Consider the following 25,160-nt stretch of genomic DNA (forward strand, 5'->3'; position numbering starts at 1 on the left):
GGTTACATTCCGAACCCGGAAGCTAAGCCTCACAGCGCCGATGGTACTGCAGGGGGGACCCTGTGGGAGAGTAGGACGCCGCCGAACAATCATTCCAGAAAGCCCCTTCCCGGTCCGGGAAGGGGCTTTTTGCGTTAACCTCTGCCAATGCAGAACCTGACCCTGACCTGGCAGTCCGCCGGGGGCGCCGCCGCCGGTCTCTACGCGGGCGCGTACGTCGCGTCGAGGGTCCGGAAGCCGTCGCTGTCGGCGCTGCTGCGGGAGGCCGGCACGCTGCTGGCGCTGTTCGCGCTCTGGCAGTTGGTCGGGCACCTGTCGGTGATGAGCGCGGACCACGCGCTGGACCGGGCGAGCTGGATCCACCACACCGAGCAGGTGATCGGCTTGCCGGACGAGGCGTCCTGGCAGGCGGCGGTCACGCCGTACCCGGTGCTGGTGCGGTTGGCGAACTACTACTACGCGGTCATGCACTTCGCGGTGATGCTCGGTGTCCTGCTGTGGGTGTTCCTGCGGCACCGCGAGCGGTACGCGTGGGTGCGGAACACCGTGGTGATCACGACCGCGGTCTGTCTGCTGGTGCAGTTCATCCCGGTGGCACCACCGCGGATGCTGCCGGAGAGCGGTTTCGTCGACGTGGCCGCGGAGTACGGGCAGTCGGTGTACGGGGGCGCGGTCGGCGGTGTGGTGGTGGCCGACCAGCTGTCGGCGATGCCGTCGGTGCACGTCGCCTGGTGCGTGCTGGCGGCGGTCGCGGTGGTCCGGGTGTCGCGCAGTTCGCTGCGGTGGGTCGTGGTGCTGCACCCGGTGGCGACGGTCGCGGTGGTCGTGGTGACGGCGAACCACTTCTGGGCGGACGGCATCGTGGCCGTCGCGATCCTCCTCTTCGCCTACGGGGTCCTGGCGTTGGCGGCACGCCGACGGGGCCGGGCCTCCGTCGAGACGGAGACCCGGCCCCGCAGTGGTGCCGAGGAGCGGTTGGAGCAGGTCGGCTGAGCCCGGCGGGCGGGTCAGCCGGGCCGGTGGCTCACTTGACCGGCAGAGCGAGCTTTCCCCAGGCGCCCTTGCTCAGCGCGGAGGTGGCCCAGTACCAGGCGGCGAGCCCCGAGGCGGCCGCGACCCAGCCGGCGAGCTTGGCCAGACCGCCGGAGCTGCCGAAGGTGGCGATGGCGCTCAGCAGCAGGGAGAGGGTCAGCAGGCCGTAGACGGCGCGGCTGATCAGGCCCCCGCCCCAGCCGGCCGCGGTGAGGGTGAGGGCGAGCAGGGCCCACAGCAGCAGGAACAGACCGGCGGCGTTCTTGCCCGCACCGCCGGCCGCCGACCAGGTCGCCCAGAAGGCGCCGAGGCTGGTGAAGGCGGTTCCGGTGAAGCCCTCGCCGCCGCGGAGCTGCCAGAGGCCCGCGATGAAGAGGGTGACGCCGCCGACGAGGTGGGCGAGGTGGGCCGCGTCCCCGACCCCGGCGCCGTGTAGGAGGCCGGTGGAGAGCAGACCGTAGGCGAGCAGTGTCAGGCCGAGGGCGAGGTAGCCGAGGTTACCCGCGTCGGCTCCGGTGGAGCGGGCGTTCGTTGCCCCGGTAGCGTCATTGCTCACCGGAGGCTCCTTTCACTCTGGGCGCGCGCAGGGCGCAGTAACGCTGTGGTGTCGTTCCGATGAGTGGATGCGCGCGACCGCGCCGAGGGCGCACGGCTGTGAGCGTGCGTGGGCTGCGGTCAGAAGTGATGGGCCAGCGGAGAGCCCGCTGGTCACGTCCCCGCCGGGGGATTTCCCGGTGAGATCGGTCTACCCGGCCGAGGTCGCTTGTACCCTTGTGAAGATAACAATTTGTGACTGCGTCAGCTGGGGAACGCTCAGGGCTGACGCTGGGTGGGCACCCGCAGGGTCAGGATCGCCATGTCGTCGGACGGCGGCTCGGGGGCGAAGCGCTCGACGGCTCGCTGGACCCGGGCCGCGACGGCGCCGGCGGTCAGGCCGGTGCAGCCGGTGAGTACCTCGGCGAGCCCGTCGTCGCCCAGCATCCGCCGGCCCTCGCGACGTTCGGTGACGCCGTCGGTGACGCACAGCAGGACCTCGCCGGGGGCGAGCACCAGGCGCTCGGCGGTGAGGTCGAGGTCGTCCATGACGCCGAGCAGGGGCTGCGGGGTGGCGGCACGGTCGACCTGGCCGTCGGTGCGCAGGCGCAGCGGCAGGGGGTGGCCGGCGCAGACCAGGGAGAGTTCGGTGCTGCCGTCCGGGCGGGGCGTCAGTTCGCCGTACAGCAGGGTGAGGAAGCGGCTGCGCGAACCCTCGTCCAGGATGGCCGCGTTGAGGCGGCGCAGCACCTGCGGGGCGTCCAGGCCCTCGCGGGCGAGCAGCCGCAGCGAGTGCCGGGCCAGGCCGGTGACCGAGGCGGCCTCGGGGCCGGTGCCGCAGACGTCGCCGATGGCGAAGCCGTAGGTGCCCTCGCGGATGGTGAACAGGTCGTAGAAGTCCCCGCCGACCTCGTTGCCCTCGCCGGCGGCCTGGTAGTAGACGTCCACCTCGACGCCCGGGATCTCCGGCAGGTCCGGCGGGAGCAGACTGCGCTGCAGGGCCTGACTGGTGGCGGTGCGCTCGGAGTAGAGGCGGGAGTTGTCGAGCGCGAGGGCGGCGCGGCGGGAGAGGTCCTCGGCGAGTTCGAGGATCTCCTGGCGGAACCGGACGCCGGCCGGGACGCCGAGCGCCAGCAGGCCGATGACGCGGTTGCGGGCGGTCAGCGCGATGGCGACCGTCTCGCCGAGCAGGCCGGCGAGTTCGGGGCTGTCGGTGAGGCCGCCGGCCGCGGCGGTCTCGACCGGCGCCGTCCAGAAGCGGACGCCGTGGGTGGGACCGGCCTCGGGGACGGGGGTCTTCTCGAGCAGGTCGCGCAGCGGGTCGATGCGGTCCTCGTCCTCGTGCAGGACGAAGGCGAGCCGGGCCGGGGAGGTGTGGTCGGCGGTGGTGTAGACGGCGCACCAGGAGGCGAGGGTGGGGACGGCCATCTGGGCCATCAGCGCGAGGGTCTGCTCGTGTTCGAGGGTGCCGGCCAGCAGGTCGGAGGCCTCGACGAGGAAGGAGAGCGAGCCGCGGCGCAGCCGTTCCAGCTCGGTCAGCCGGGTGCTCTCGACGGCGAGGGCGACCCGGTCGGCGGCGAACTGGAGGCGCAGCGCGTCCTCGTTGTCGTAGCGGCCGGGGGCGGTGGCGGCGATCCCGAGCGAGCCGATCAGGCGGCCCTCGACCTTGAGCGGGACGGTCAGCAGGGAGCGCATGCCGCTGTCGGCGAGCAGGGGCAGGCCGGTGGGGCGCGCGGAGAGGTCCTCGTGGACGGAGGGCAGCCGGGCGGAGTGGTAGCGGTTGCCGGTCTCGACCGGGAAGCGGGCGTGCCGACGGTGCCCGGAGGTGAGGCCGGTGGCGGCGCGGACCTCGAACTCGCTCTCGTCCTCGGTGGTGAGCAGCAGGTAGGCGGCGTCGCCGTCGAGCAGGTCGCGGGCGCGTTCGACGGTGCGCTGCAGCAGGGTGTCGAGGTCGTCGGTGGCGACCGGGCCGGCCAGCAGGTCGAGCCGGGGGCCGGCCGGGTCGGGGCGCTCGCCGGGCAGGGCGCGGGCGGGGGAGCGCAGGACGGCGCGGTCGGGTTCGAGGACGAGCAGGCAGAGCGTGGAGGGGACGCCCTCGGTGTCGCGCACGCGGACCTGGACGCCGTACACCTCGACCTCGTGGCCGTCCCGGCGGCGGATTCCGTAGCCGCCCTCCCAGCGGGCCAGCCGGAGGGTGTCGGTGAGGCCGAGGCCGCGGCCGGGGGACTGCGGCCAGACGGCGAGGTCGGCCCAGGGGCGGCCGAGGACGGTGGTGGCGGGGTACTGGAAGAGGGCCTCGGCGTCCGGGTTCCAGGCCAGGACGCGGCCGTCCTCGTCGAGCTGGACGACGGCGACGTGCACGGGGCCGGCGCTGCTGGGCAGGTCGCTGCCGGGGGTGGCGGGAACGGCGTAGCGGGTGCCGAGCACGTGAGCGGGCAGCTGGAGGCGGAACCAGACGGTCTTGCGGCCGGCCCCGTACTCGACGCCCCACCTCTCGGCGAGGGCGGAGCACATCAGCAGACCGCGGCCGCCCTCGCCGTCGGGGTCGGCGTAGCGGTCGGAGGCGGTGACGGGTCCGTCGCCGAGGGACGGCAGGCCGCGTTCGGGGTGGTGGTCGGTGACCTCGATCCGGACGGTCTCCTCCTCGCGCAGGCAGCAGACCTCGGCGGCGGTGCCGGCGTGCACGACGGCGTTGGTGACCAGCTCGCTGACCAGCACGACGGCGTCGTCCACGACCTCGGGCAGGCCCCAGCCGAGCAGCGCGTCCCGGACGAACCCCCGGGCGGCGGCCGCGGACCGGCCGTCGGGGTCGAAGGTGGCGGCTGCGCGCGCGGTGACCACGTTGCCACTTCTCCTCTGCTGCTCTTGCCCTGGCTGTCCGGGGTGCGGCGCCGACGCCCCGTGCGCGCCGTCGGGGCAGAGCGGCGGCGCTGGGGTCGGGTCGTGGCCCGGTGCAGCGCTCCACCCTACTTTCCGCTTGGTTCCCCGTGGGGGCGGGGCGTCGAAACAGGCACCTGAGGGTGATTCTGCCCACCTGTTTCGGACGGTGCGGTACCAACCGTGTGCAACCGGCCGGACACCGGGCGCCAGTGCTGCCAGACTGGGGGGTCCGCGATGACCGGTACGAGCAGTACGGTCGTGTGGGTGCCGGTGCGCCGCAGGCCGCCGGCACGCAGCCCAACCGGGCCGGTGCCCGGGCCCGTGACGGGTTCGGCACGGGCGGTCACCGGACAGTTCACGATGTGGGAGGGGCCCGTTGAGTTCGGCCACCAAGGACGCAACCGGTACGACGCCGCCCGCCCAGCGCGGCGGCCGCTCCGGGACGGCGCCGCGGAACGCGGCCGGCCGGCGAGTGAGCCACAACCGCGGCGCGGAGCCCGCCGAGCTGCGCAAGCTGCTGTCCGCGCTGACCGCGATGCGGGACGGCAACTTCCGCCGCCGGCTGACGGTTCCGGGTGACGGGCCGCTGGCGGAGATCGCCGCGGTGTTCAACGAGGTCGCCGAGCGCAACCAGCACCTGACCGGCGAACTGGCCCGGGTGCGGCGGGCGGTGGGCCGCGAGGGCCGGCTGAACGAGCGACTGGAGACGGGCGCGGGCGAGGGCGCCTGGATGGCGGCGGTCGACAACTGCAACGCGCTGATCGACGACCTGGCCCGGCCGATGGCCGAGGTGGGCCGGGTGCTGACCTCGATCGCCGAGGGCGACCTGGACCAGAAGATGGAGCTGCGGTCGCTGCACAGCAACGGGGTGAGCCACCCGCTGCGCGGCGAGTACCTGAAGATCGGCCGGACGGTCAACGGACTGGTCGACCAGCTCTCGGAGTTCACCGACGAGGTGACCCGGGTGGCCCGCGAGGTCGGTACCGAGGGCAAGCTCGGCGGTCAGGCCAAGGTCCGTAGCGTGTCGGGCAGTTGGAAGGACCTGGCGGACTCGGTCAACACCATGGCGGGGCGGCTGACCGCGCAGGTGCGCAACATCGCCCAGGTGACCACGGCGGTGGCCAAGGGCGACCTGTCCCGCAAGGTCACCGTCGAGGTGGCCGGCGAGATGCTGGAGCTGAAGAACACCGTCAACACGATGGTGGACCAGCTGAACGGCTTCGCCGCGCAGGTCACCACGGTGGCCCGGGACGTGGGGACGGAGGGCCGGCTGGGCGGTCAGGCCCAGGTGCCGGGCGTGGCCGGGGTGTGGCGGGACCTCACCGACTCGGTGAACTTCATGGCCGACAACCTGACCGGCCAGGTGCGCAACATCGCCCAGGTGACCACGGCGGTGGCGCGCGGGGACCTCTCGCAGAAGATCGAGGTGGACGCGCGCGGCGAGATGCTGGAGCTGAAGAACACCATCAACACGATGGTCGACCAGCTCTCCGGCTTCGCCGAGCAGGTGACCCGGGTGGCCCGCCAGGTGGGCACCGAGGGCCGGCTGGGCGGTCAGGCCCAGGTGCCCTGGGCGGCCGGGGTGTGGCGGGACCTCACCGACAACGTGAACTTCATGGCGAACAACCTCACCGATCAGGTGCGCAACATCGCCCAGGTGACGACCGCGGTCGCCAAGGGCGACCTGTCGCAGAAGATCCAGGTGGACGCGCGCGGGGAGATCCTGGAGCTGAAGAACACCATCAACACGATGGTGGACCAGCTGGGCGCCTTCGCGGACGAGGTCACCAGGGTCGCCCGGGACGTCGGTACCGAGGGCATCCTCGGCGGCCAGGCCAGCGTGCCGGGCGTGGCCGGGATCTGGAAGGACCTGACCAACTCCGTCAACCTGATGGCCAACAACCTGACCAGCCAGGTCCGCAACATCGCCGAGGTGACCACGGCGGTGGCGCGCGGCGACGTGTCGAAGAAGATCACCGTCGACGCCCGGGGCGAGATCCTGGAGCTGGTGACCACCGTCAACACCATGGTCGACCAGCTGTCGGCCTTCGCCGACGAGGTGACCCGGGTCGCCCGCGAGGTGGGCACCGAGGGGATCCTGGGCGGCCAGGCCCGGGTGCGCGGGGTGTCGGGCATCTGGAAGGACCTGACCGACAACGTCAACTTCATGGCGTCGAACCTGACCGGCCAGGTGCGCAACATCGCCGAGGTGGCCGGCGCGGTGGCCCGCGGCGACCTCTCCAAGAAGATCTCCATCGACGCGCAGGGTGAGGTGGCGGCGCTCGCCGCGACCCTCAACACCATGGTCGACCAGCTCTCCTCCTTCGCGGTGGAGGTCACCAGGGTGGCCCGCGAGGTGGGCACCGACGGCACCCTCGGCGGCCAGGCGAGCGTGCCGGGCGTGGCCGGGATCTGGAAGGACCTGACCGACAACGTCAACCTGATGGCCAACAACCTCACGGGTCAGGTGCGGAACATCGCGCTGGTGATCACCGCGGTGGCCCGCGGCGACCTCTCGCAGAAGATCGACGTCGACGCGCGCGGCGAGATCCTGCAGCTCAAGACCAGCATCAACACCATGGTCGACCAGCTCTCCGCCTTCGCCGACGAGGTCACCCGGGTCGCCCGCGAAGTGGGCACCGACGGGCGGCTCGGCGGCCAGGCCCGGGTGCCCGGGGTGGACGGCACCTGGCAGGACCTGACCGAGTCGGTGAACGAGCTGGCCAACAACCTGACCCGGCAGGTGCGCGCGATCGCGCAGGTCGCCACCGCCGTGACCAGGGGCGACCTGAGCCTGCGGATCGACGTGGACGCCGCGGGCGAGCTCGACGAGCTCAAGGACAACATCAACCAGATGATCGCCAACCTGCGCGAGACCACTCGCACCAACCAGGAGCAGGACTGGCTCAAGACCAACCTGGCCCGGATCTCCGGCCTGCTCCAGGGCCGCCGGGACCTGGAGGCCGTCGCCTCGCTGATCATGACCGAGCTGACCCCGGTGGTCTCCGCCCAGCACGGGGCCTTCTTCCTCGCCCAGCCGGCCGGCCGCACCGCCGAGCTGATCACCGAGGACGACGACGAGAACGACACCGTGCTGCGCCTGATCGGCAGCTACGGCTACCAGCGGCGGGCGATGCCGACCACCTTCCGCCCCGGCGAGTCGCTGATCGGCCAGGCCGCGGTGGAGAAGCGGGCGATCATCCTCAAGGAGGCGCCGCCCGGGTACCTCAAGATCGCCTCCGGCCTCGGCGAGGCGTCCCCGGCCCACATCGTGGTGCTGCCGGTGCTGTTCGAGGGCCGGCTGCTGGGCGTGATCGAGCTGGCCACCTTCAGCTCCTTCACCACCGTCGCGCTGGACTTCCTCAACCAGATCGCCGACCTGATCGGCGTCACGGTCAACACCATCAGCGTCAACACCAAGACCGAGGGCCTACTGCTGGAGTCCCAGCGACTCACCGCCGAACTCTCCATGCGGTCCGCCGAATTGGAGGCGCGCCAGGAGGAACTGGAGCGCACCAACGAGGAGTTGCAGGAGAAGGCCGAGCAACTCGCCCAGCAGAACCGCGACATCGAGATCAAGAACAGCGAGATCGAGGAAGCCCGGCAGGTCCTGGAGGAGCGCGCCGAACAGCTCGCCCTGGCCTCCCGGTACAAGAGCGAGTTCCTCGCCAACATGTCGCACGAGCTGCGCACCCCGCTCAACTCGCTGCTGATCCTGGCCAAGCTGCTCTCCGACAACAACGAGGGCAACCTCTCGCCCAAGCAGGTCGAGTTCGCCGACACCATCCACGGCGCCGGCTCCGACCTGCTCCAGCTGATCAACGACATCCTCGACCTGTCCAAGGTCGAGGCCGGGAAGATGGACGTCCGTCCGGCCCGGATCGCCCTGGTCCAGCTGGTCGACTACGTCGAGGCCACCTTCCAGCCCGTCGCGCTGGACAAGAACCTGGCCTTCGCCGTCCGGGTCTCGCCCGCGCTGCCCGTCACCCTGCACACCGACGAGCAGCGGCTCCAGCAGGTGCTGCGCAACCTGATCTCCAACGCGGTGAAGTTCACCGACGCCGGAGCCGTGGACTTCTCGATCCGCCCGGCCGGCCGGGAGGTGCCGCAGCACGTGCGCGAGCGGCTGCTGGAGTCCGGCTCGATCCAGGACCCGGACGACGAGCTGATCGCCTTCGCGGTCTCCGACACCGGCATCGGCATCCCCGAGAACAAGCTGCGGGAGATCTTCGAGGCGTTCAAGCAGGCCGACGGCACCACCAGCCGCAAGTACGGCGGCACCGGCCTGGGCCTGTCGATCAGCCGCGAGATCGCCCGGCTGCTCGGCGGTGAGATCCACGCCGAGAGCGAGCTGGGGAAGGGCTCCACGTTCACGCTCTACCTGCCGCTGCGCACCGAGGCCCCGGACGTCGCCGGGGAGCCGCGCCAGGCCGGGTCGAACGGCCCGGTGCCGCGCGCCTCGGTCGGCGTGACCCCGGTGGGCCTGCCGGTGCCGGTGGGCGAGAACCCGGCCGACCACTGGGCCCAGGAGGTCCGCGAACTGGCCGAGGAGCGCCGCCGCGGCGCGGTGGAACGGAGGCGCAGCGCCGCCCTGGAGGCGGCCGCCGGGCCGCGGACGGTGGAGCCGGCCCCGCCCCGGCCGGTCAACGGGGACCGGCGCTTCGACGGCCAGCAGGTGCTGATCGTGGACGACGACGTCCGCAACGTGTTCGCCCTGACCAGCGTGCTGGAGCAGCACGGCCTGACCGTCCTGTACGCCGAGAACGGCCGCGAGGGCATCGAGATGCTGGAGCAGCACGAGAACGTGGCGCTGGTCCTGATGGACATCATGATGCCGGAGATGGACGGCTACGCGACCACCGAGGCGATCCGCCGGATGCCCCAGTTCGCCGGTCTGCCGATCATCGCGCTGACCGCCAAGGCGATGAAGGGCGACCGGGAGAAGTCCCTGGAGGCGGGCGCCACCGACCACATCACCAAGCCGGTGGAGACCGACCACCTGCTGTCGGTGATGCGCGAGTGGCTGAGCGGGGACCGCGCGTGATTCCGGGCACCGGGGGCGCGAACTCCCGCCCGGGCCCCGGGGTTCGCGCCTGCCGGTCGGTCGGTTTGCTGGCGGTCGGGCCCGGGAACCGGGTAGGGTCACCGATCGTTGCGAACAGTGACCGGATGGCGACGCCCTGCTGAGCGTGCGCCGGAGCACTGGCTGCACGCCGCTCCGGACCGGTTCGCGACGGAGCGATGTGCCGGGCGAGGGGGTGCGGCTAGCATGACCGGGGTAGCGGTGGGCGGTACGCGGGTGCCTGCACCGGGCAGCAGGCAGGCGACAGGAGGGCGAGCCCTGATGCAGAAGGCCAAGATCCTCCTGGTCGACGACCGGCCGGAGAACCTGCTGGCGCTGGAGGCGATCCTCTCCGCCCTGGACCAGACGCTGGTGCGCGCCGCGTCCGGCGAGGAGGCGCTCAAGGCGCTGCTCACCGACGACTTCGCGGTGATCCTGCTGGACGTCCAGATGCCCGGGATGGACGGCTTCGAGACCGCCGCCCACATCAAGCGCCGGGAGCGCACCCGGGACATCCCGATCATCTTCCTGACCGCGCTCAACCACGGCCCGCACCACACCTTCCGCGGCTACGCGGCCGGGGCCGTGGACTACATCTCCAAGCCCTTCGACCCGTGGGTGCTGCGCGCCAAGGTCTCCGTCTTCGTCGACCTGTACGTGAAGAACTGCCAGCTGAAGGAGCAGGCCGCGCTGCTGCGGCTGCAGCTGGAGGCGGGCGGTGGCGAGCCGGCCCTCGGCGGGGCCCTGCTGGGCGAGCTGTCCGCGCGGCTGGCGGCGGTCGAGGAGCAGGCGGAGTCGCTCGGCAAGCAGCTGGACGGCGTGGAGGACGCCGGGGTGGCGGCGACCGCCGCGCACCTGGAGCGCAAGCTCGCGGGGCTGCGCCGGGCACTCGACGCGATGCGCCCCGGAAGCTCCTGATCAGCTGCCCCGGCTCACCCGCCCGGGTGGTTCCGTGCGGCGGCCCGGGTGAATCCCGGTCAGCGTGACGGTGTGTCTGCGACACGTCCGGGCGGCCCGACTCGGGCGCATGTGCACCGGTGGTCCCCACCGGTAGGCTGCTGACCCATGGCCACTCGCACGCCCGGGAACGCAGCACGTAAGACGAGTCCGGGACCGTCCAAGAAGGCTGCGGCGAAAGCCCCGGGCAAGCCGCCCGCGAAGAAGGCGGCGGCGAAGAAGGCGGCTCCCGCGAAGAAGGCGGCGGCCAAGTCGGCCCCGCCGCCGCCCAAGCCGTCCCGGTCGGTGCTGATGGGCGCCCTCAACGCCCTGGCGAGTCCGATCGCCGCGATCTTCCGGGGCTTCGGCGACGGTGCCAAGAACCTCGATCCGGCCCACCGCAAGGACGGGGCCGGCCTGCTGCTGTTCGCGCTCGCGCTGGTGACCGCGGCCGGCACCTGGTTCAGTCCGCAGGGCTGGCTGGGCGAGGCGGCCACCGCCGTGGTGTCCGGGCTGTTCGGCCGGCTCGACGTGCTGGTGCCGTTCCTGCTGGCCGCGATCGCGATCCGGCTCTGGCGCCACCCGGAGCTGCCGGAGGCCAACGGCCGGATCGTGATCGGCCTGAGCGCGTTGCTGGTCGGCGTCCTCGGCCTGGTCCACATCGGCTGCGGCGCGCCCATGATGGGCAGCGGCGCCTCCCGGATAAGGGCGGCCGGCGGGATCATCGGCTGGGCCGCCTCCACCCCGATGATGGCCGCCGCCGGGCCCGCCCTCGCCGTCCCGCTGCTCCTGCTGCTGGCCTTCTTCGGTCTGCTGGTGGTCACCGCCACCCCGGTCAACCGCATCCCGGAGCGGCTGCGGGCGATCGGGGTACGGCTCGGCGTGGTCGAGCCGGGGCCCGAGGACGAGCTGCGCCGGGGGCGTACGCCGGAGCGTGAGCCGTCCACCGAGCCGCCGGAGGACGCCGACCCCGACGCGCTGCCGTTCACCGTGGACACCGACGACCCGACGGACGAGGTCGCCGCGCGTCGGCGCCGCCGTCGTCGCCGGCAGCCCGACGCGGACGACCCGGAGCAGGCCCTCCGGGTCTCCCTGGACAAGGAACCCCTGGACCCGTACGCCACCCGCGACCTGGCCGCCGGCGCGGCCGCCGACCTGGACGGCGCCCTGGTCTACGGCGTGCCCGCCTCCTCCGCGGTGGCGGACATGATGCACCAGGTGCAGGACCACACCGCCCCGCCGGAGGAGCCCGCCGTCCCGGCCGCCCGCAGCGGCGGCCCGGGCGCGCCCGAGGAGCACGGCCCGGCGCCGGTGCGGATGGAGCAGCTCCAGCTCGGCGAGGGCGTCACCTACGCGCTGCCCCCGCTCGACCTGCTGGAGCGCGGCGGCCCGGCCAAGGCCCGCAGCGCCCTCAACGACGAGGTGGTCGCCCAGCTCACCGGTACCTTCGCCGAGTTCAAGGTGGACGCCAGGGTGACCGGCTTCACCCGGGGCCCGACGGTCACCCGCTACGAGGTCGAGCTCGGCCCGGCGGTCAAGGTGGAGCGGATCACCGCGCTCGCCAAGAACATCGCGTACGCGGTGGCCAGCCCGGACGTGCGGATCATCAGCCCCATCCCGGGCAAGTCCGCGGTCGGCATCGAGATCCCCAACCGGGACCGCGAGATGGTCAACCTCGGCGACCTGCTGCGCTCGCGCACGGCGGCCGAGGACCGGCACCCGATGGTCGTCGGCATGGGCAAGGACGTCGAGGGCCACACCGTGATGGCCAACCTCGCCAAGATGCCGCACATCCTGGTGGCCGGCGCGACCGGCGCGGGCAAGTCGTCCTGCATCAACTGCCTGATCACCTCGATCCTCGCCCGGGCCACCCCGGACGAGGTCCGGATGGTCCTGGTCGACCCCAAGCGGGTCGAGCTGACCGCGTACGAGGGCATCCCGCACCTGATCACGCCGATCATCACCAACCCCAAGAAGGCCGCCGAGGCCCTCCAGTGGGTGGTGCGCGAGATGGACATGCGCTACGACGACCTCGCGGCGTTCGGCTTCCGGCACGTGGACGACTTCAACGCGGCGGTGCGGGCCGGCACGCTCACCCCTCCGCCGGGCAGCGAGCGGGAGCTGCGGCCGTACCCGTACCTGCTGGTGATCGTCGACGAGCTGGCCGACCTGATGATGGTCGCGCCGCGCGACGTCGAGGACTCGGTGGTCCGGATCACCCAGCTGGCCCGCGCGGCCGGCATCCACCTGGTGCTCGCCACCCAGCGGCCCTCGGTGGACGTGGTGACCGGTCTGATCAAGGCCAACGTGCCGTCCCGGCTGGCCTTCGCGACCTCGGCGATGGCCGACTCCCGGGTCATCCTGGACCAGCCCGGCGCGGAGAAGCTGATCGGCAAGGGTGACGCGCTCTTCCTGCCGATGGGCGCGAGCAAGCCGATCCGGATGCAGGGCGCGTTCGTCACCGAGGCGGAGATCGCCAGGGTGGTGCAGCACTGCAAGGACCAGCTGAGCGCCGTCTACCGGGACGACGTGGTGGTCGGCGGCGGGCCGAAGAAGGAGATCGACGAGGAGATCGGCGACGACCTGGACCTGCTGATCCAGGCGGCCGAGCTGGTGGTCTCCACCCAGTTCGGCTCGACCTCGATGCTCCAGCGCAAGCTCCGGGTCGGCTTCGCCAAGGCGGGCCGGCTGATGGACCTGATGGAGTCGCGCGGGATCGTGGGCCCCAGCGAGGGCTCCAAGGCCCGTGACGTCCTGGTCAAGCCGGACGAGCTGGACGGGGTCCTGGTGACCCTGCGGGGCTGAGAACCCCCCAGCAGTGGGCTGACGGGCCGTGCCGGCCGGTGCCGCGGGCGCCGGGCGGCCCCGTGTCCCGGACGAGGTGTCACTCGTTCGGAGGAGGGTAGGCGCCGTTCGGGGAGCCGCCGGGGAACCGAAGATCCGTACGCCGCGTCACAGGCCGGAGAACGAACCCCGGGTTCCCCCGCGAGGCTCCGCTGACGGCCGGTCAGCGGGGTGCCGGACCCGGGTCGGGGCGGGTGCGCGCATTCGGTCCCGTTCCGCTTGAGAAACGATCCGCCCACGCCCCTAGACTGTTCCCCAGCAGGTGGCCATCCGCTCGAAAGGCGTGCCCCGTGACCATCGGCAAGTCCTCCGACCGCGAGAACGCGTCGTCCGTCGAACCGACCGACGACGCGCTGCAGGCGGCCGATGCCCCGAGCATCGGCCGGGTGCTGTCCGCCGCCCGGATCGACGCGGGACTCACGGTGGACCAGGTGAGTACCGCCACCCGCGTCCGGGTGCCGATCGTCCATGCCATCGAGGAGGACGACTTCGGCCGCTGCGGAGGCGACTTCTACGCCCGCGGGCACATCCGCCTGATCGCCCGCGCCGTCGGCGTGGACGGCGAGGAGCTGGTCGCCCGCTACGACGCCGCGCACGGCGGCCCGCCGGCCGCCAAGCGCCCGGCGAGCCAGCTGATCGACAGCGGCCCGATCAAGGTGCCCGCCCGCGGCCGGCCGAACTGGGCGGCCGCGATGGTCGCCGCGATCGTCGCGGTGGTCGCCCTGATCGGCTTCAACCTGGTCAGCGGCAAGGACGGGCACGGCACCACCGGCTCGGCCAGCGCACCGCTGCCCAGCGGCTCCGGCACCGGCTCGGTCGCCCCCGCCGCGACGCCGACCGTCCAGCCGCCGGCGCCCGCGCCGAGCGCCGCCGCGATCGCCGCCGTCCCGGCCGACAAGGTCACCGTGAAGCTGGTCGCCGAGGGCACCAGCTGGGTCTCGGCGATGAACAGCAGCGGCAAGTCGCTGTTCCAGAACAACATCAGCGAAGGCCAGGACCAGACCTTCACCGACCCCAAGCAGATCAAGCTGGTGCTGGGCAACGGCGGGGCCGTGCACGCGTACGTCAACGGCAAGGACCTCGGCCTCCTGGGCAAGGACGGGCAGGTGGTGCACGTCACGTACACCCCCGGAGACCCGCAGGCGGGCTGACCACAGGGGCCGGCGGGGCCCGGTGATGATCAGCTGATCCGAGGCGCGCGGCCTCCGGGGCGAACGGCACCGGAGGCCGCGCGTTAATCTTGGGCCTATGCCTGAACGCCGTACTGTCGCCCTTGTCACGCTCGGATGCGCCCGCAACGAGGTGGACTCCGAGGAACTCGCCGGGCGACTGGAAGCCGACGGCTGGTTGCTCGTCGACGACGCCGCCGAAGCCGACGTCGCCGTCGTCAACACCTGCGGCTTCGTCGAGGCCGCCAAGAAGGACTCCGTGGACGCCCTCCTGGAGGCCAACGACCTCAAGGGTCACGGCCGCACCCAGGCCGTCGTCGCGGTCGGCTGCATGGCCGAGCGGTACGGCAAGGAGCTCGCGGACGCGCTGCCCGAGGCCGACGGCGTGCTCGGCTTCGACGACTACGCCGACATCTCCGACCGCCTGCAGACCATCCTCTCCGGCGGCCACCACGCCCCGCACATCCCGCGCGACCGCCGCAAGCTGCTGCCGATCAGCCCCGCCGAGCGGCAGTCCGCCGCCGAGGCCGTCGCGCTGCCCGGCCACGGCGCCGAGGCCGCCGCCGAGCCCATCGCCGACCTGCCCGAGGGCCTCGCCCCGGCCTCCGGCCCGCGCACCCTGCGCAAGCGGCTGGACGACAGCCCGGTCGCCTCGGTCAAGCTCGCCTCCGGCTGCGACCGGCGCTGCTCCTTCTGCGCCATCCCGGCCTTCCGCGGCTCCTTCATCTCCCGCCGCCCCTCCGACGTGCTGAACGAGGCCCGCTGGCTGGCCGAGCAGGGCGTCCGCGAGATCGTCCTGGTCAGCGAGAACAACACCTCGTACGGCAAGGACCTCGGCGACATCCGGCTGCTGGAGACGCTGCTCGGCGAGATCTCCGCGATCGAGGGCGTCGAGCGGGTGCGGGTCTCCTACCTGCAGCCGGCCGAGATGCGCCCGGGCCTGATCGACGCGATGACCGGCACCCCCGACGTGCTGCCCTACTTCGACCTGTCCTTCCAGCACTCGGCGCCGGCCGTGCTGCGCCGGATGCGCCGCTTCGGCTCCACCGACCAGTTCCTGGAGCTGCTCGGCACCATCCGCGACAAGGCCCCGCAGGCCGGCGCCCGGTCCAACTTCATCGTCGGCTTCCCCGGTGAGACCGAGGAGGACTTCGCCGAGCTGGAACGCTTCGTCACGCACGCCGGGCTCGACGCGATCGGCGTCTTCGGCTACTCGGACGAGGACGGCACCGAGGCCGCGACCTACGACGGCAAGCTCCCCGAGGACGTCATCGCCGAGCGGCTGGACCGGCTGAGCCGGCTGGCCGAGGAGATGACCGCCCAGCGGGCCGAGCAGCGGATCGGCACCGAGGTCGAGGTGCTGATCGAGTCGATCGAGGACGGCGTGGTCGAGGGCCGGGCCGGCCACCAGGCGCCGGAGACCGACGGCCTGACCACCCTGGAGGGCGTCGAGGCGCCCGAGGTCGGGCAGTTCTGGCGGGCCAAGGTGGTGGCCAGCGAGGGCGTCGACCTGATCGCCGAGGCGCTGGAGCAGGTGCGACTGCCGAAGGCCCCGGGGGCCGGGATCCCGGGAGCCGGGGAATGACCAAGGGGCCCGGCGCCCCGGCCGCGGCCCACCCGGGCAGACCGGCGGCCGCGGTGCCGTCGACCCCGGGGGTCTGGAACATCGCCAACGTGCTCACGATGGTCCGGGTGCTGCTGGTGCCGGTCTTCGTGGCGCTGCTGTTCGCCGACGGCGGGCACAACCCCAAGTGGCGCTCGGTCGCCTGGGCCGCGTTCGCCATCGCGATGATCACCGACCTGTTCGACGGTGAGCTGGCCCGCCGCAAGGGCCTGGTCACCGACTTCGGGAAGATCGCCGACCCGATCGCGGACAAGGCGATCATGGGCTCCGCGCTGATCGGCCTCTCGCTCCTCGGCGACCTGCCCTGGTGGGTCACCGTGGTGATCCTGGCCCGCGAGCTGGGCATCACGCTGATGCGCTTCTGGGTGATCCGCTACGGCGTCATCCCGGCCAGCCGCGGCGGCAAGCTCAAGACGCTGACCCAGGGCACCGCGGTCGGCATGTACGTCCTGGCGCTGACCGGCTGGCTGGCCACCGGGCGGGCCGTGCTGATGGGGCTGGCGGTGCTGCTGACCGTCGGCACCGCGCTGGACTACGTCGGACAGGCGCTGCGACTGCGCCGCGAGGGACAGGCCGCGGAGCGCGCGGGCCGTTGAGCGACGGGGGAGAGCGGATGGCGGAGCACGACTACGCGCTGGCCGAGCGGGCGCACGCCGCGCTGCGGGCCGAGGGCTGCACGCTGGCCGTCGCCGAGTCGCTGACCGGCGGTCTGCTGGCCGCCGCGCTGGTGGACGTCCCAGGGGCGTCCGCGACCTTCCGGGGCTCGGTCACCGCGTACGCGACCGAGCTGAAGGCGTCCGTGCTCGGGGTGGACGAGGGCCTGCTGGACGTGTACGGGCCCGTCCACCCGGTGGTGGCCCGGCAGATGGCCGAGGGCGTGCGCGGGCTGCTGGGGGCGACGTACGGGCTCGCGACGACCGGGGTGGCCGGTCCGGAGCCGCAGGACGGGCAGCCGGTGGGCACCGTACACCTGGCGGTCGCCGGACCGGGGGGAACTCTGGTCAGTTCGCCCCTGCTGTCGGGCGCGCGTGCCACAATCCGTCACGGGGCGGTGACCGCCGCGCTGGAACTGCTCGTCGGCCGGCTCGAAGGATGACGGGCCCCGCTCCGGCGGATCTCCACCGAACCGAGATCCGCCGCTCTGGCGCCCGGGCATGACACAGCTGGAGGATCGTGTTACATCCAACAGCCTGGTTGGGCAGAAACCAGGTGGCGAACGAGTTGCGTGACGGTGGCCGGGTGGCCCGCGTCGGGTACCACGAGGGGCCCGCAAACCCGGGTACGACACCGGAACAAGGAGGGGGACAGCCTTGCAGCCCAGAGTGAACACGACCAGGGTCCCCGCACGCGAAGCGGGCAAGGCGGTACGGTGGGGGCGTGACATCTCGATCCGCAGTCCGAGGAGGGAGGCACCGATGATCCTGCTCCGTCGCCTACTGGGCGATGTACTGCGTCGGCAGCGCCAGCGCCAGGGCCGCACACTCCGCGAGGTGTCGGCGGCCGCCAGGGTTTCGCTCGGATACCTCTCCGAGGTCGAGCGGGGACAGAAGGAGGCCTCCTCGGAGCTGCTCTCCGCCATCTGCGACGCACTCGACGTCCGGATGTCCGAGGTCATGCGCGAGGTCAGCGACGAACTGTCGCTCGCCGAACTTGCGGCGATGGCCACCCTCTCCGAAGGTGATCTGCTGAGGCCGGTACTCGAACCGGTTCCGCTGCCCGCCCCCGGTACCGACCGGGCGAACATGTCGCCCAAGTCTGCCGCGATGGACGTGGTCGCCGCCTGATCCCGGCCTCGACTCCCGGGCGTCCGTGCCCGGGGCGAGCGAAGGGAGGGCGGTCGTGCGGAGAGCCGCGATGGTGCGCCCGGTGGCCCGAATACGGGTCCGGGCGCGGCTGTTGCTCCGGGTGCGACGTCCGGTGCGGTGGGTCCTGGCAGTGCCGGTGGCCGGGCTCGTCTGCTTGCCGGTCGTCCACGGCCAGCCGGCCGACGGGGCGGCGCTGGGGCTGCTCGCCGCCGGAGGCTGGGGGCTCGGTCTCATTCCGGTCCACGCCGACCGGAACGCGACCGGACCGGCCGCCCGGCGACGCGGAGAGGCGGTACGACCGGTGGAGGCGCAGCCGCCGCCGATCGGGTGAATCGACGTGGCCGGAGGCCGCGGGGTCCTGGACCTCGCGGCCTCCGGTGTGTTCGGCCTCCGGTGTGTTCGAGGGCGCTGTGCGCTGTGCTTCGCGGGTTGCCGTGTCCGGGGGCGGCGGTTCGGCGTGCGGGCGGGGGCGGATCCGTGGGGCGCGGGTGCCGCGGGTTCAGGGGCGCAGGCGCAGGCCGCGCGGGGTGGCGTGGAAGCCGGCCTCCTCCAGGGCGCGGCCGAGCTCCGAGCCGAGGGCGGGTTCGCCGTTGGCCCGCTCCACCGTGACGCTGCCGAGCGCGCCCTCGCGGACGGCGGCGGCCAGTGCTCCGGCCGCGAGCGCCCGGGTGGGCCCGTCCTCCGGCCAGGCCAGCAGGGACTTTCCGCCGCGCTCCACGTACAGCGCCAGTTCGCCGTCCACCAGGACCACCAGGGCGCCCGCCTTGCGGCCCGGGCGGTGGGCCGTGGACTCCTTGCCGCCGGGGGCGGTGGGCGGCTCCGGCCAGGGCAGGGCGGCGCCGTAGGCGTTCGCCGGGTCGGCGGCGGCCAGCACCAGCGTCTGGGCCGGCTCGGCGGCCGGGGCGGACGGCCACTCGGTGGCCCGGGCCCGCTCCAGCCGGCCGTTGACCGAGCGCAGCCGGTCGGCCGCGCCCTCCATGGCGAACTGGGCGCCGCCGAGGCCCTCGACGAAATAGCCCCGGCGGGCCTTGCCGCGCTCCTCCATGGCGGCCAGCACCCGGTAGACCCCGGCGAAGCCGCCGGGCACCCGTTCGGCCGCCACCGTGCCCCGGGTGAGCAGGCCGTGCCGGTCCAGCAGGCTCTGCGCCTGGGCGGTGGCCCGGACCGTCGGGTCGGCGGCGAAGGCGGGCAGCAGCGACCAGCGCCCGGCCACCGTCGGCGGGCCGCTGCGCAGGGCGCCGCCGGCCCGGCCGAAGGCGCGACCGGCGCCGCCGTAGCGGCCGCGCGGGGTCGCCCGGGGCGCGCGGTGCGCGGTGGCGCCCGCCGTCCGGCCGGAGCCCAGCAGGGCGCGCAGCGGGGCGAGGGTGTCGTTGGTGACGTACCCGGCCCAGACCAGGTCCCACAGGGCCTCGACCGCCTCGGGCTCCGCGGTCTCCTCCGGGAGCTGCTGGACGAGCTGGCGGAAGAACAGGCCGTAGCCTCCGGCCAGCGCGGACATCAGCGCGCTGTGCAGCGGGGTGAGCGCGGGCGGGACGGGCTCCGGGCGCAGCAGGTGGGCGTTCTCGGTGAGGTGGAGGCTGAGCCAGCCGTCCTTGCCGGGCAGCGCGCCGGCCCCGCACCAGCCGATCTCGCCGGCCGCCATCAGTTCGTCCAGCAGTCCGGGGGAGTAGCCGGCGAGCCGGGCCGGGAGGACCAGCTTCTCCAGTGCGGAGGCGGGCAGCACGGTGCCCTGGAGCTGCTCGACCACCCGGAGCAGGCCGTCCGGGCCGCGCAGCCGGTGGCCGGCCAGGTGCTGCCACTGCGGGAGGAAGGCGGCCAGGGCGCGCGGGGGGACGGGCTCGACCTCCTGGCGCAGGGCGGCCAGTGAGCGGCGGCGCAGTCGGCGCAGCACCTCGGCGTCGCACCACTCGGGGGCGGTGTGCCACTCGGGGGTGCGGTGGCCGTCGGGGGCGAGGTGGCTGTCGACGGGCCTGAACTGCCCTTGGACCAGGCGACCGGCGGCGGTGAGACGGTGCAGGGTGCCGGTGACGACGGCGGTGCCCAGGCCGTAGCGGGCGGCGGCCTCGGCGGCGGTGAACGGGCCGTGGGTGCGGGCGTGGCGGGCGATCAGATCGCCGAGCGGGTCCTTGACCGGCTCGGTGAAGGCCTCGGGGACGCCGACCGGCAGCGGGGTGCCGAGTGCGTCGCGCAGCCGTCCGGCGTCCTCGATCGCGGCCCAGCGCTGCTCGCCGGCGATCCGGACCTGGATCACCCGGCGGGCGGCCTCCAGCTCCAGGGCCCACAGGGGTTCGGCGCCGCGGGCGGTCAACTCGGCCTCGGCGAGCGGGCCGAGCAGGCGCAGGGCGTCCGCGACGCCCTCGACGTCCTTGATCCGGCGCTCGGGGGTGAGGCGCTGGAGCTCGGCCTCCAGCTCGGCGAGCACCCGGGGGTCGAGCAGCTCGCTCAGCTCGGCCTGGCCGAGGAGCTCGGACAGCAGCCGGGAGTCCAGCGAGAGGGCGGCGGCGCGGCGCTCGGCGAGCGGGGAGTCGCCCTCGTAGAGGAACTGGGCGACGTAGCCGAAGAGCAGCGAGCGGGCGAAGGGCGAGGGCTCGGGGGTGGTGACCTCCACCAGGCGGACGGCGCGGGACTCCAGGTCCCCCATCAGCTCGACCAGGCCGGGGACGTCGAAGACGTCCTGCAGGCACTCCCGGACCGCCTCCAGGACGATCGGGAACGAGCCGTACTCGGAGGCCACTTCCAGGAGTTGGGCGGCGCGCTGGCGCTGCTGCCACAGCGGGGTGCGGCGGCCGGGGTTGCGGCGGGGGAGCAGCAGGGCGCGGCCGGCGCACTCGCGGAAGCGGGAGGCGAACAGGGCGGAGCCGCCGACCTGGTCGGTGACCAGCTGCTCGATCTCGCCGGGGTCGAACAGCGCGGCGTCGGCGCCCACCGGGGCCTCGTCGGCGTCGGCCGGGGCCCGATGGGCGCTGAACGGGGCTCCGTGGGCGCTGGGCGGGGTCCCGTCGGCGCCGAACGGGGTCCCGTCCGAACCCCGCTGCCCCGGCGGGCTGCCGAAGTCGAAGTCGGGGGAGAACAGGTCGGCGTCGGGGAGGCGGAGAACGATGCCGTCGTCGGCGTGCATGACCTGCGGGTCCAGGCCGTGCTTCTCGCGCAGCCGGGCGCCGAGGGCGAGGGCCCAGGGGGCGTGCACCTGGGCGCCGAAGGGCGAGTGGATGACGATCCGCCAGTCGCCGAGCTCGTCCCGGAAGCGCTCGACCACGATGGTGCGGTCGTCCGGGAGGTGGCCGCAGGCGGCGCGCTGCTCGGCGAGGTAGTCGAGCAGGTTGGCGGCGGCCCAGTCGTCCAGGCCGGCCCGCCGCAGGCGCTCGGTGGCGGCCTCGGGCTGCAGGGCGCCCAGCTCGCGGGTGAACGCGCCGAGGGCGCGGCCGAGTTCGAGGGGGCGGCCGAGGGAGTCGCCCTTCCAGAACGGGAGTCGGCCCGGGATGCCGGGGGCCGGGGTGACGAGCACCTTGTCGTGGGTGATCTCCTCGATCCGCCAGGAGGTGGTGCCGAGGGTGAACACGTCGCCGACGCGGGACTCGTAGACCATCTCCTCGTCCAGCTCGCCGACCCGGCCGCCGCCCTTCTTCGGGTCACTGCCCGCGATGAAGACGCCGAACAGGCCGCGGTCGGGGATGGTGCCGCCGGAGGTGACGGCGAGCCGCTGGGCGCCGGGGCGGCCCGTGACGGTGCCGGCCACCCGGTCCCAGACGATGCGGGGGCGCAGCTCGGCGAAGGCGTCCGAGGGGTAGCGGCCGGCCAGCATGTCGAGCACGGCGTCGAAGGCGGACTGCGGGAGGGTGGCGAAGGGGGCGGCCCGGCGGACCACGGCGAGCAGGTCGTCGACCGGCCAGGAGTCCAGGGCCGTCATGGCGACCAGCTGCTGGGCGAGCACGTCCAGCGGGTTGCGCGGGACGCGGAGCGCCTCGATCCGGCCCTCCCGCATCCGCTCGGTGACCACCGCGGACTGCACCAGGTCCCCCCGGTACTTGGGGAAGAAGACGCCGGTGGAGACGGCGCCGACCTGGTGGCCGGCCCGGCCGACCCGCTGCAGGCCGGAGGCGACCGAGGGCGGGGACTCGACCTGGACCACCAGCTCGACGGCGCCCATGTCGATGCCCAGCTCCAGGCTGGAGGTGGCGACCACGGCGGGCAGCCGGCCGGCCTTCAACTCCTCCTCGACCAGGGAGCGCTGTTCCTTGGAGACCGAGCCGTGGTGGGCCCGGGCGATGACCGCGGGAGCGCCCTTGGCGGCGCCCGAGCCGCCCATCAGCTGGGCCGGGGCGTGCGCCTCGGGGGCGGCGGTGCCGGTGGCGCGCTCGTGGGCGATCTCGTTCAGCCGGTTGCACAGGCGCTCGGCCAGGCGGCGGGAGTTGGCGAAGACGATGGTCGAGCGGTGCGCCTCGACTAGGTCGACGATCCGCTCCTCGACGTGCGGCCAGATCGAGGTCTGCCGTTGTGGGTCGCTGCCGGCGGCGCCGCCGGTGGCCGGGGCGACGGGCAGGTCGTCCAGGTCGGGGACGGGGACGACCACGGAGAGGTCGAAGTCCTTGGCGGCGGGGGGCTGGACGACGACGGCGCCGCGCTGCGGACTGAGGAAGCGGGCCACCTCCTCGACCGGGCGGACCGTCGCGGACAGGCCGATCCGGCGGGCCGGGCGGTCCAGCAGTTCGTCCAGCCGCTCCAGGGTGAGGGCGAGGTGGGCGCCGCGCTTGGTGCCGGCGACGGCGTGCACCTCGTCCAGGATCACCGTGTCCACACCGCGCAGGGCCTCCCGGGCGGCCGAGGTGAGCAGCAGGAACAGCGACTCGGGGGTGGTGATCAGGATGTCCGGCGGGTGGGTCGTGAAGCGGCGGCGGTCGGCGGCCGGGGTGTCGCCGGAACGGATCGCGACCTGGACCTCCGGCTCGGGCAGACCGAGGCGGACGGCGGCCTGGCGCAGGCCGGCCAGCGGGGCGCGCAGGTTGCGCTCGACGTCGACGGCGAGGGCCTTGAGCGGGGAGACGTAGAGGACCCGGCAGCGGCGCTTGGGCTCGGCGGGGGGTGGGGTGCTGCTGAGCCGGTCCAGGGCGGAGAGGAAGGCGGCGAGCGTCTTGCCGGAGCCGGTGGGGGCGACGACCAGGACGTCCGTCCCCCGGGCGATGGCGCGCCAGGCCTCGGACTGGGCGGTGGTGGGGGCGGAGAAGGCGCCGCTGAACCAGGCCCGGGTGGCGGGGGCGAAGCCGGCCAGGGGGTCGTCGGCGGGTGGGGTCGGGTGGTGGGGCGCCATGCCCCCATGGTGCCGGGTGGGACTGACAAGTGGGGGTGGGACGGGGCTGTGGGGGAGGGGGAGCAGGCGCGGGGGAGGGGCGAGGACGAGGGGAGGACGAGGGCGAGGGGGAGGGGGAGGGGGAGGGGGAGGGGTGTAGGCCGGGGGGCAGAAACGGCAAATCGCTCATATGGTGATGATTCGGAATCATGATCCATCCGTGACCCACCGGAACGACGAGCGGAGGCCGTGCGATGGCGCAGGGGCACCCGTCGGGCGGACCCGCTCGGCCCCGCCGGGTCCGCGGGCCGGTCCGGGCGCTCCTCGCGATGCTGCTCACGGCGCTCGTGGTGGGCGGGGCCGTCCCGTACGTCTCCGGGCCGGGGCGGGCCTACCTCAGCTACCTGGTGCTGGCCGAGCGGGAGGACGCCTCCGGCGCGGACCGGGCCGGGGCGGAGAGCCGGGCGGCGGGCGGACGGGTGGTGCAGGAGTACCCGCAGATCGGGGCCGTCCTGGCGTACGCGACCGGGGGGTTCGCGGACAAGGTGCGGGCCAGGCCCGGGATCGCCGCCGTCGGGGCGACCAGGACCGCGCCGGTGGTGGCGCCGCCCCGGGGGGTGGACGGGGCGGGGGACTTCTCGGTGGGGGTGGGTGGGGAGTACTCGGTGGGGGTGGGTGGGGAGTACTCGGTGGGGCGGGGTGGGAGTGGGGGGAGTGGGGGGAGCGGTGGGGGCGGGATGGTCGGGGTGGGCAGGGTGGGTCGGGCGGATGGGGTGGATGCGGGCACGGTGACCGTGCCCGATCCGGGGGAGGGGGGTGCGTGGAACCTGGCCATGGTGGGTGCGGGTGCCGATCGGGCCGGTGATGCGTCCCCGGCTGCGGGCGGGGGTCCGGAACCCGCGGCGCTGCGCCGGGTGTTGGTCGCGGTGCTGGACTCCGGCGTGGACGACACCCATCCGGACCTGCGCGCCGCCGTCGACCCGAAGGCCTCCGCCTCCTGTGCCGACGGCCGGCCCGACGCCCGCACCGGTGCCTGGAGGCCCGACGCCGGGGTGGGCGAGAGCGGCCACGGCACCCACGTCGCCGGGATCGTCGGCGCCGCCCGGGACGGGCACGGCGTCACCGGGGTCGCGCCCGGCGTGCGGATCGCCGCCGTCCGGCTGCTCGGACCGCTCGGGCAGTACTACGTGGAGAACATCGTCTGCGGACTGCTCTGGGCCGCCGACCACGGGGCCAGGGCGATCAACAACAGCTACTTCGCCGACCCGTGGAAGTACAACTGCCCCGAGGACCGGGACCAGGCGGCACTGATCACCGCCGTCGACCGGGCCGCCAGGTACGCCCGGAGCAAGGGCGCGGTCGTCGTCGCCTCGGCGGGAAACGACGCGCAGGACCTCGGCGCCCCGCGGACCGACGAGCGCAGCCCCAACGACCGGGTCTCCGGGCCGGCGCAGATCCGGTACCTGGGCACCGAGTGCGTACGGCTGCCCGGGGAACTGCCCGGCGTCGTCACTGTCACGGCCGTCAACCGGGACGGGCACCCGTCCGCGTACTCCAACTACGGGCGGGGGCGGGTCTCGCTGGCGGCCCCGGGCGGGGACCCGGACGGTGGTCCTCAGAACGCGATCGTCTCCGACTGGCCCGGCGGGCAGTACGCGGCGTTGGCCGGGACGTCGATGGCGGCTGCGCACGTGACGGGTGTGGTGGCGGTGGAGGCGGCCTTGCACCCGGACTTCGGGGCCGATGCGTTGGCGGCGTTGTTGGCGAGCTCGGCGGCGGCGGGGTGTCCGGTGGGGCCGTACGGGTGTGGGGAGCGGCAGTATTTCGGGGCGGGGGTGGTGGGGGTGGGGCGGTGAGGTTCCGCTGGCGCGGGGCTGGTGGGGTGGTGGCTTTCAGGAGGGTGGGGGGTCGGGGGGGGGGGGGGGGGGGGGGGGGGGGGGGGGGGGGGGGGGGGGGGGGGGGGGGGGGGGGGGGGGGGGGGGGGGGGGGG

The 25,160-nt window shown here is 73.7% G+C and carries 13 protein-coding genes and 1 rRNA gene; 11 read left to right on the forward strand and 3 right to left on the reverse strand.

Annotated features, from left to right (window positions below; translation table 11 throughout):
• Both rrf and ACIRD3_RS39520 read left to right on the forward strand, forming a co-directional pair.
• Positions 1-87 (forward strand): 5S ribosomal RNA (rrf, locus tag ACIRD3_RS39515); the annotation flags it as partial.
• Positions 88-147: 60 nt separating this feature from the next.
• The gene (locus ACIRD3_RS39520) at positions 148-993 is read left to right on the forward strand and encodes a phosphatase PAP2 family protein (protein WP_402226743.1); all 846 of its coding nucleotides are present in this window, start codon (positions 148-150) and stop codon (positions 991-993) included.
• Positions 994-1,024: 31 nt separating this feature from the next.
• Here ACIRD3_RS39520 and ACIRD3_RS39525 read toward each other — a convergent pair whose 3' ends face one another.
• On the reverse strand, positions 1,025-1,588 hold the full coding sequence (locus tag ACIRD3_RS39525; protein WP_402226746.1) for a GPR1/FUN34/YaaH family transporter: 564 nt from the start codon (positions 1,586-1,588) through the stop codon (positions 1,025-1,027).
• 257 nt (positions 1,589-1,845) lie between these two features.
• The gene (locus tag ACIRD3_RS39530; protein ID WP_402226748.1) at positions 1,846-4,407 is read right to left on the reverse strand and encodes a SpoIIE family protein phosphatase; all 2,562 of its coding nucleotides are present in this window, start codon (positions 4,405-4,407) and stop codon (positions 1,846-1,848) included.
• Positions 4,408-4,918: 511 nt separating this feature from the next.
• On the opposite strand from ACIRD3_RS39530, the gene ACIRD3_RS39535 reads away from it, so the two are divergent.
• The 8 genes from ACIRD3_RS39535 (at position 4,919) to ACIRD3_RS39570 (ending at position 17,865) form a co-directional block, all read left to right on the forward strand.
• A complete protein-coding gene (locus ACIRD3_RS39535; RefSeq protein WP_402226764.1) occupies positions 4,919-9,490 on the forward strand; it encodes a HAMP domain-containing protein in 4,572 nt (1,523 codons plus the stop codon).
• A gap of 297 nt (positions 9,491-9,787) precedes the next feature.
• Positions 9,788-10,426 carry a response regulator gene (locus ACIRD3_RS39540; protein WP_402226766.1) on the forward strand — a complete coding sequence of 213 codons (639 nt, stop codon included), beginning with the start codon at positions 9,788-9,790 and terminating at the stop codon, positions 10,424-10,426.
• A gap of 147 nt (positions 10,427-10,573) precedes the next feature.
• Entirely contained in the window at positions 10,574-13,249 is a 2,676-nt protein-coding gene (locus ACIRD3_RS39545; protein ID WP_402226749.1) for a DNA translocase FtsK, read from the forward strand.
• Positions 13,250-13,578: 329 nt separating this feature from the next.
• Entirely contained in the window at positions 13,579-14,439 is an 861-nt protein-coding gene (locus tag ACIRD3_RS39550; RefSeq protein ID WP_402226751.1) for a helix-turn-helix domain-containing protein, read from the forward strand.
• A gap of 97 nt (positions 14,440-14,536) precedes the next feature.
• On the forward strand, positions 14,537-16,042 hold the full coding sequence (gene rimO / locus ACIRD3_RS39555) for a 30S ribosomal protein S12 methylthiotransferase RimO (RefSeq protein WP_402226753.1): 1,506 nt from the start codon (positions 14,537-14,539) through the stop codon (positions 16,040-16,042).
• Positions 16,039-16,677, forward strand: coding sequence for a CDP-diacylglycerol--glycerol-3-phosphate 3-phosphatidyltransferase (gene pgsA / locus ACIRD3_RS39560; protein WP_402226755.1), 639 nt, complete (start codon positions 16,039-16,041; stop codon positions 16,675-16,677). Before rimO ends, pgsA begins: the two co-directional genes overlap by 4 nt.
• 17 nt (positions 16,678-16,694) lie before the next feature.
• On the forward strand, positions 16,695-17,177 hold the full coding sequence (locus ACIRD3_RS39565) for a CinA family protein (RefSeq protein ID WP_402226757.1): 483 nt from the start codon (positions 16,695-16,697) through the stop codon (positions 17,175-17,177).
• A 319-nt stretch (positions 17,178-17,496) separates the two neighbouring features.
• Entirely contained in the window at positions 17,497-17,865 is a 369-nt protein-coding gene (locus ACIRD3_RS39570; RefSeq protein WP_402226758.1) for a helix-turn-helix domain-containing protein, read from the forward strand.
• A gap of 520 nt (positions 17,866-18,385) precedes the next feature.
• On the opposite strand, the gene ACIRD3_RS39575 is transcribed toward ACIRD3_RS39570, so the two are convergent.
• On the reverse strand, positions 18,386-23,191 hold the full coding sequence (locus tag ACIRD3_RS39575) for a DEAD/DEAH box helicase (protein ID WP_402226761.1): 4,806 nt from the start codon (positions 23,189-23,191) through the stop codon (positions 18,386-18,388).
• A 233-nt stretch (positions 23,192-23,424) separates the two neighbouring features.
• Between ACIRD3_RS39575 and ACIRD3_RS39580 the strand changes: the two genes are divergently transcribed.
• Positions 23,425-25,026 (forward strand): S8 family serine peptidase, encoded by a 1,602-nt coding sequence (locus ACIRD3_RS39580; RefSeq protein WP_402226762.1) that lies wholly within the window; start codon positions 23,425-23,427, stop codon positions 25,024-25,026.
• The last annotated feature ends 134 nt before the right edge of the window (positions 25,027-25,160 follow it).

This window comes from Kitasatospora sp. NPDC093550, from assembly GCF_044764985.1.
Classification (GTDB): Bacteria; Actinomycetota; Actinomycetes; order Streptomycetales; family Streptomycetaceae; genus Kitasatospora.

Excerpts from the sequence above, each read along its gene's own strand:
- ACIRD3_RS39570 (WP_402226758.1), top strand. The coding sequence starts at position 17,497 with ATGATCCTGCTCCGTCGCCTACTGGGCGATGTACTGCGTCGGCAGCGC.
- rimO (WP_402226753.1), top strand. The coding sequence starts at position 14,537 with ATGCCTGAACGCCGTACTGTCGCCCTTGTCACGCTCGGATGCGCCCGC.
- ACIRD3_RS39520 (WP_402226743.1), top strand. The coding sequence starts at position 148 with ATGCAGAACCTGACCCTGACCTGGCAGTCCGCCGGGGGCGCCGCCGCC.
- ACIRD3_RS39565 (WP_402226757.1), top strand. The coding sequence starts at position 16,695 with ATGGCGGAGCACGACTACGCGCTGGCCGAGCGGGCGCACGCCGCGCTG.
- ACIRD3_RS39580 (WP_402226762.1), top strand. The coding sequence starts at position 23,425 with ATGGCGCAGGGGCACCCGTCGGGCGGACCCGCTCGGCCCCGCCGGGTC.
- pgsA (WP_402226755.1), top strand. The coding sequence starts at position 16,039 with ATGACCAAGGGGCCCGGCGCCCCGGCCGCGGCCCACCCGGGCAGACCG.
- ACIRD3_RS39545 (WP_402226749.1), top strand. The coding sequence starts at position 10,574 with ATGGCCACTCGCACGCCCGGGAACGCAGCACGTAAGACGAGTCCGGGA.
- ACIRD3_RS39575 (WP_402226761.1), bottom strand. The coding sequence starts at position 23,191 with ATGGCGCCCCACCACCCGACCCCACCCGCCGACGACCCCCTGGCCGGC.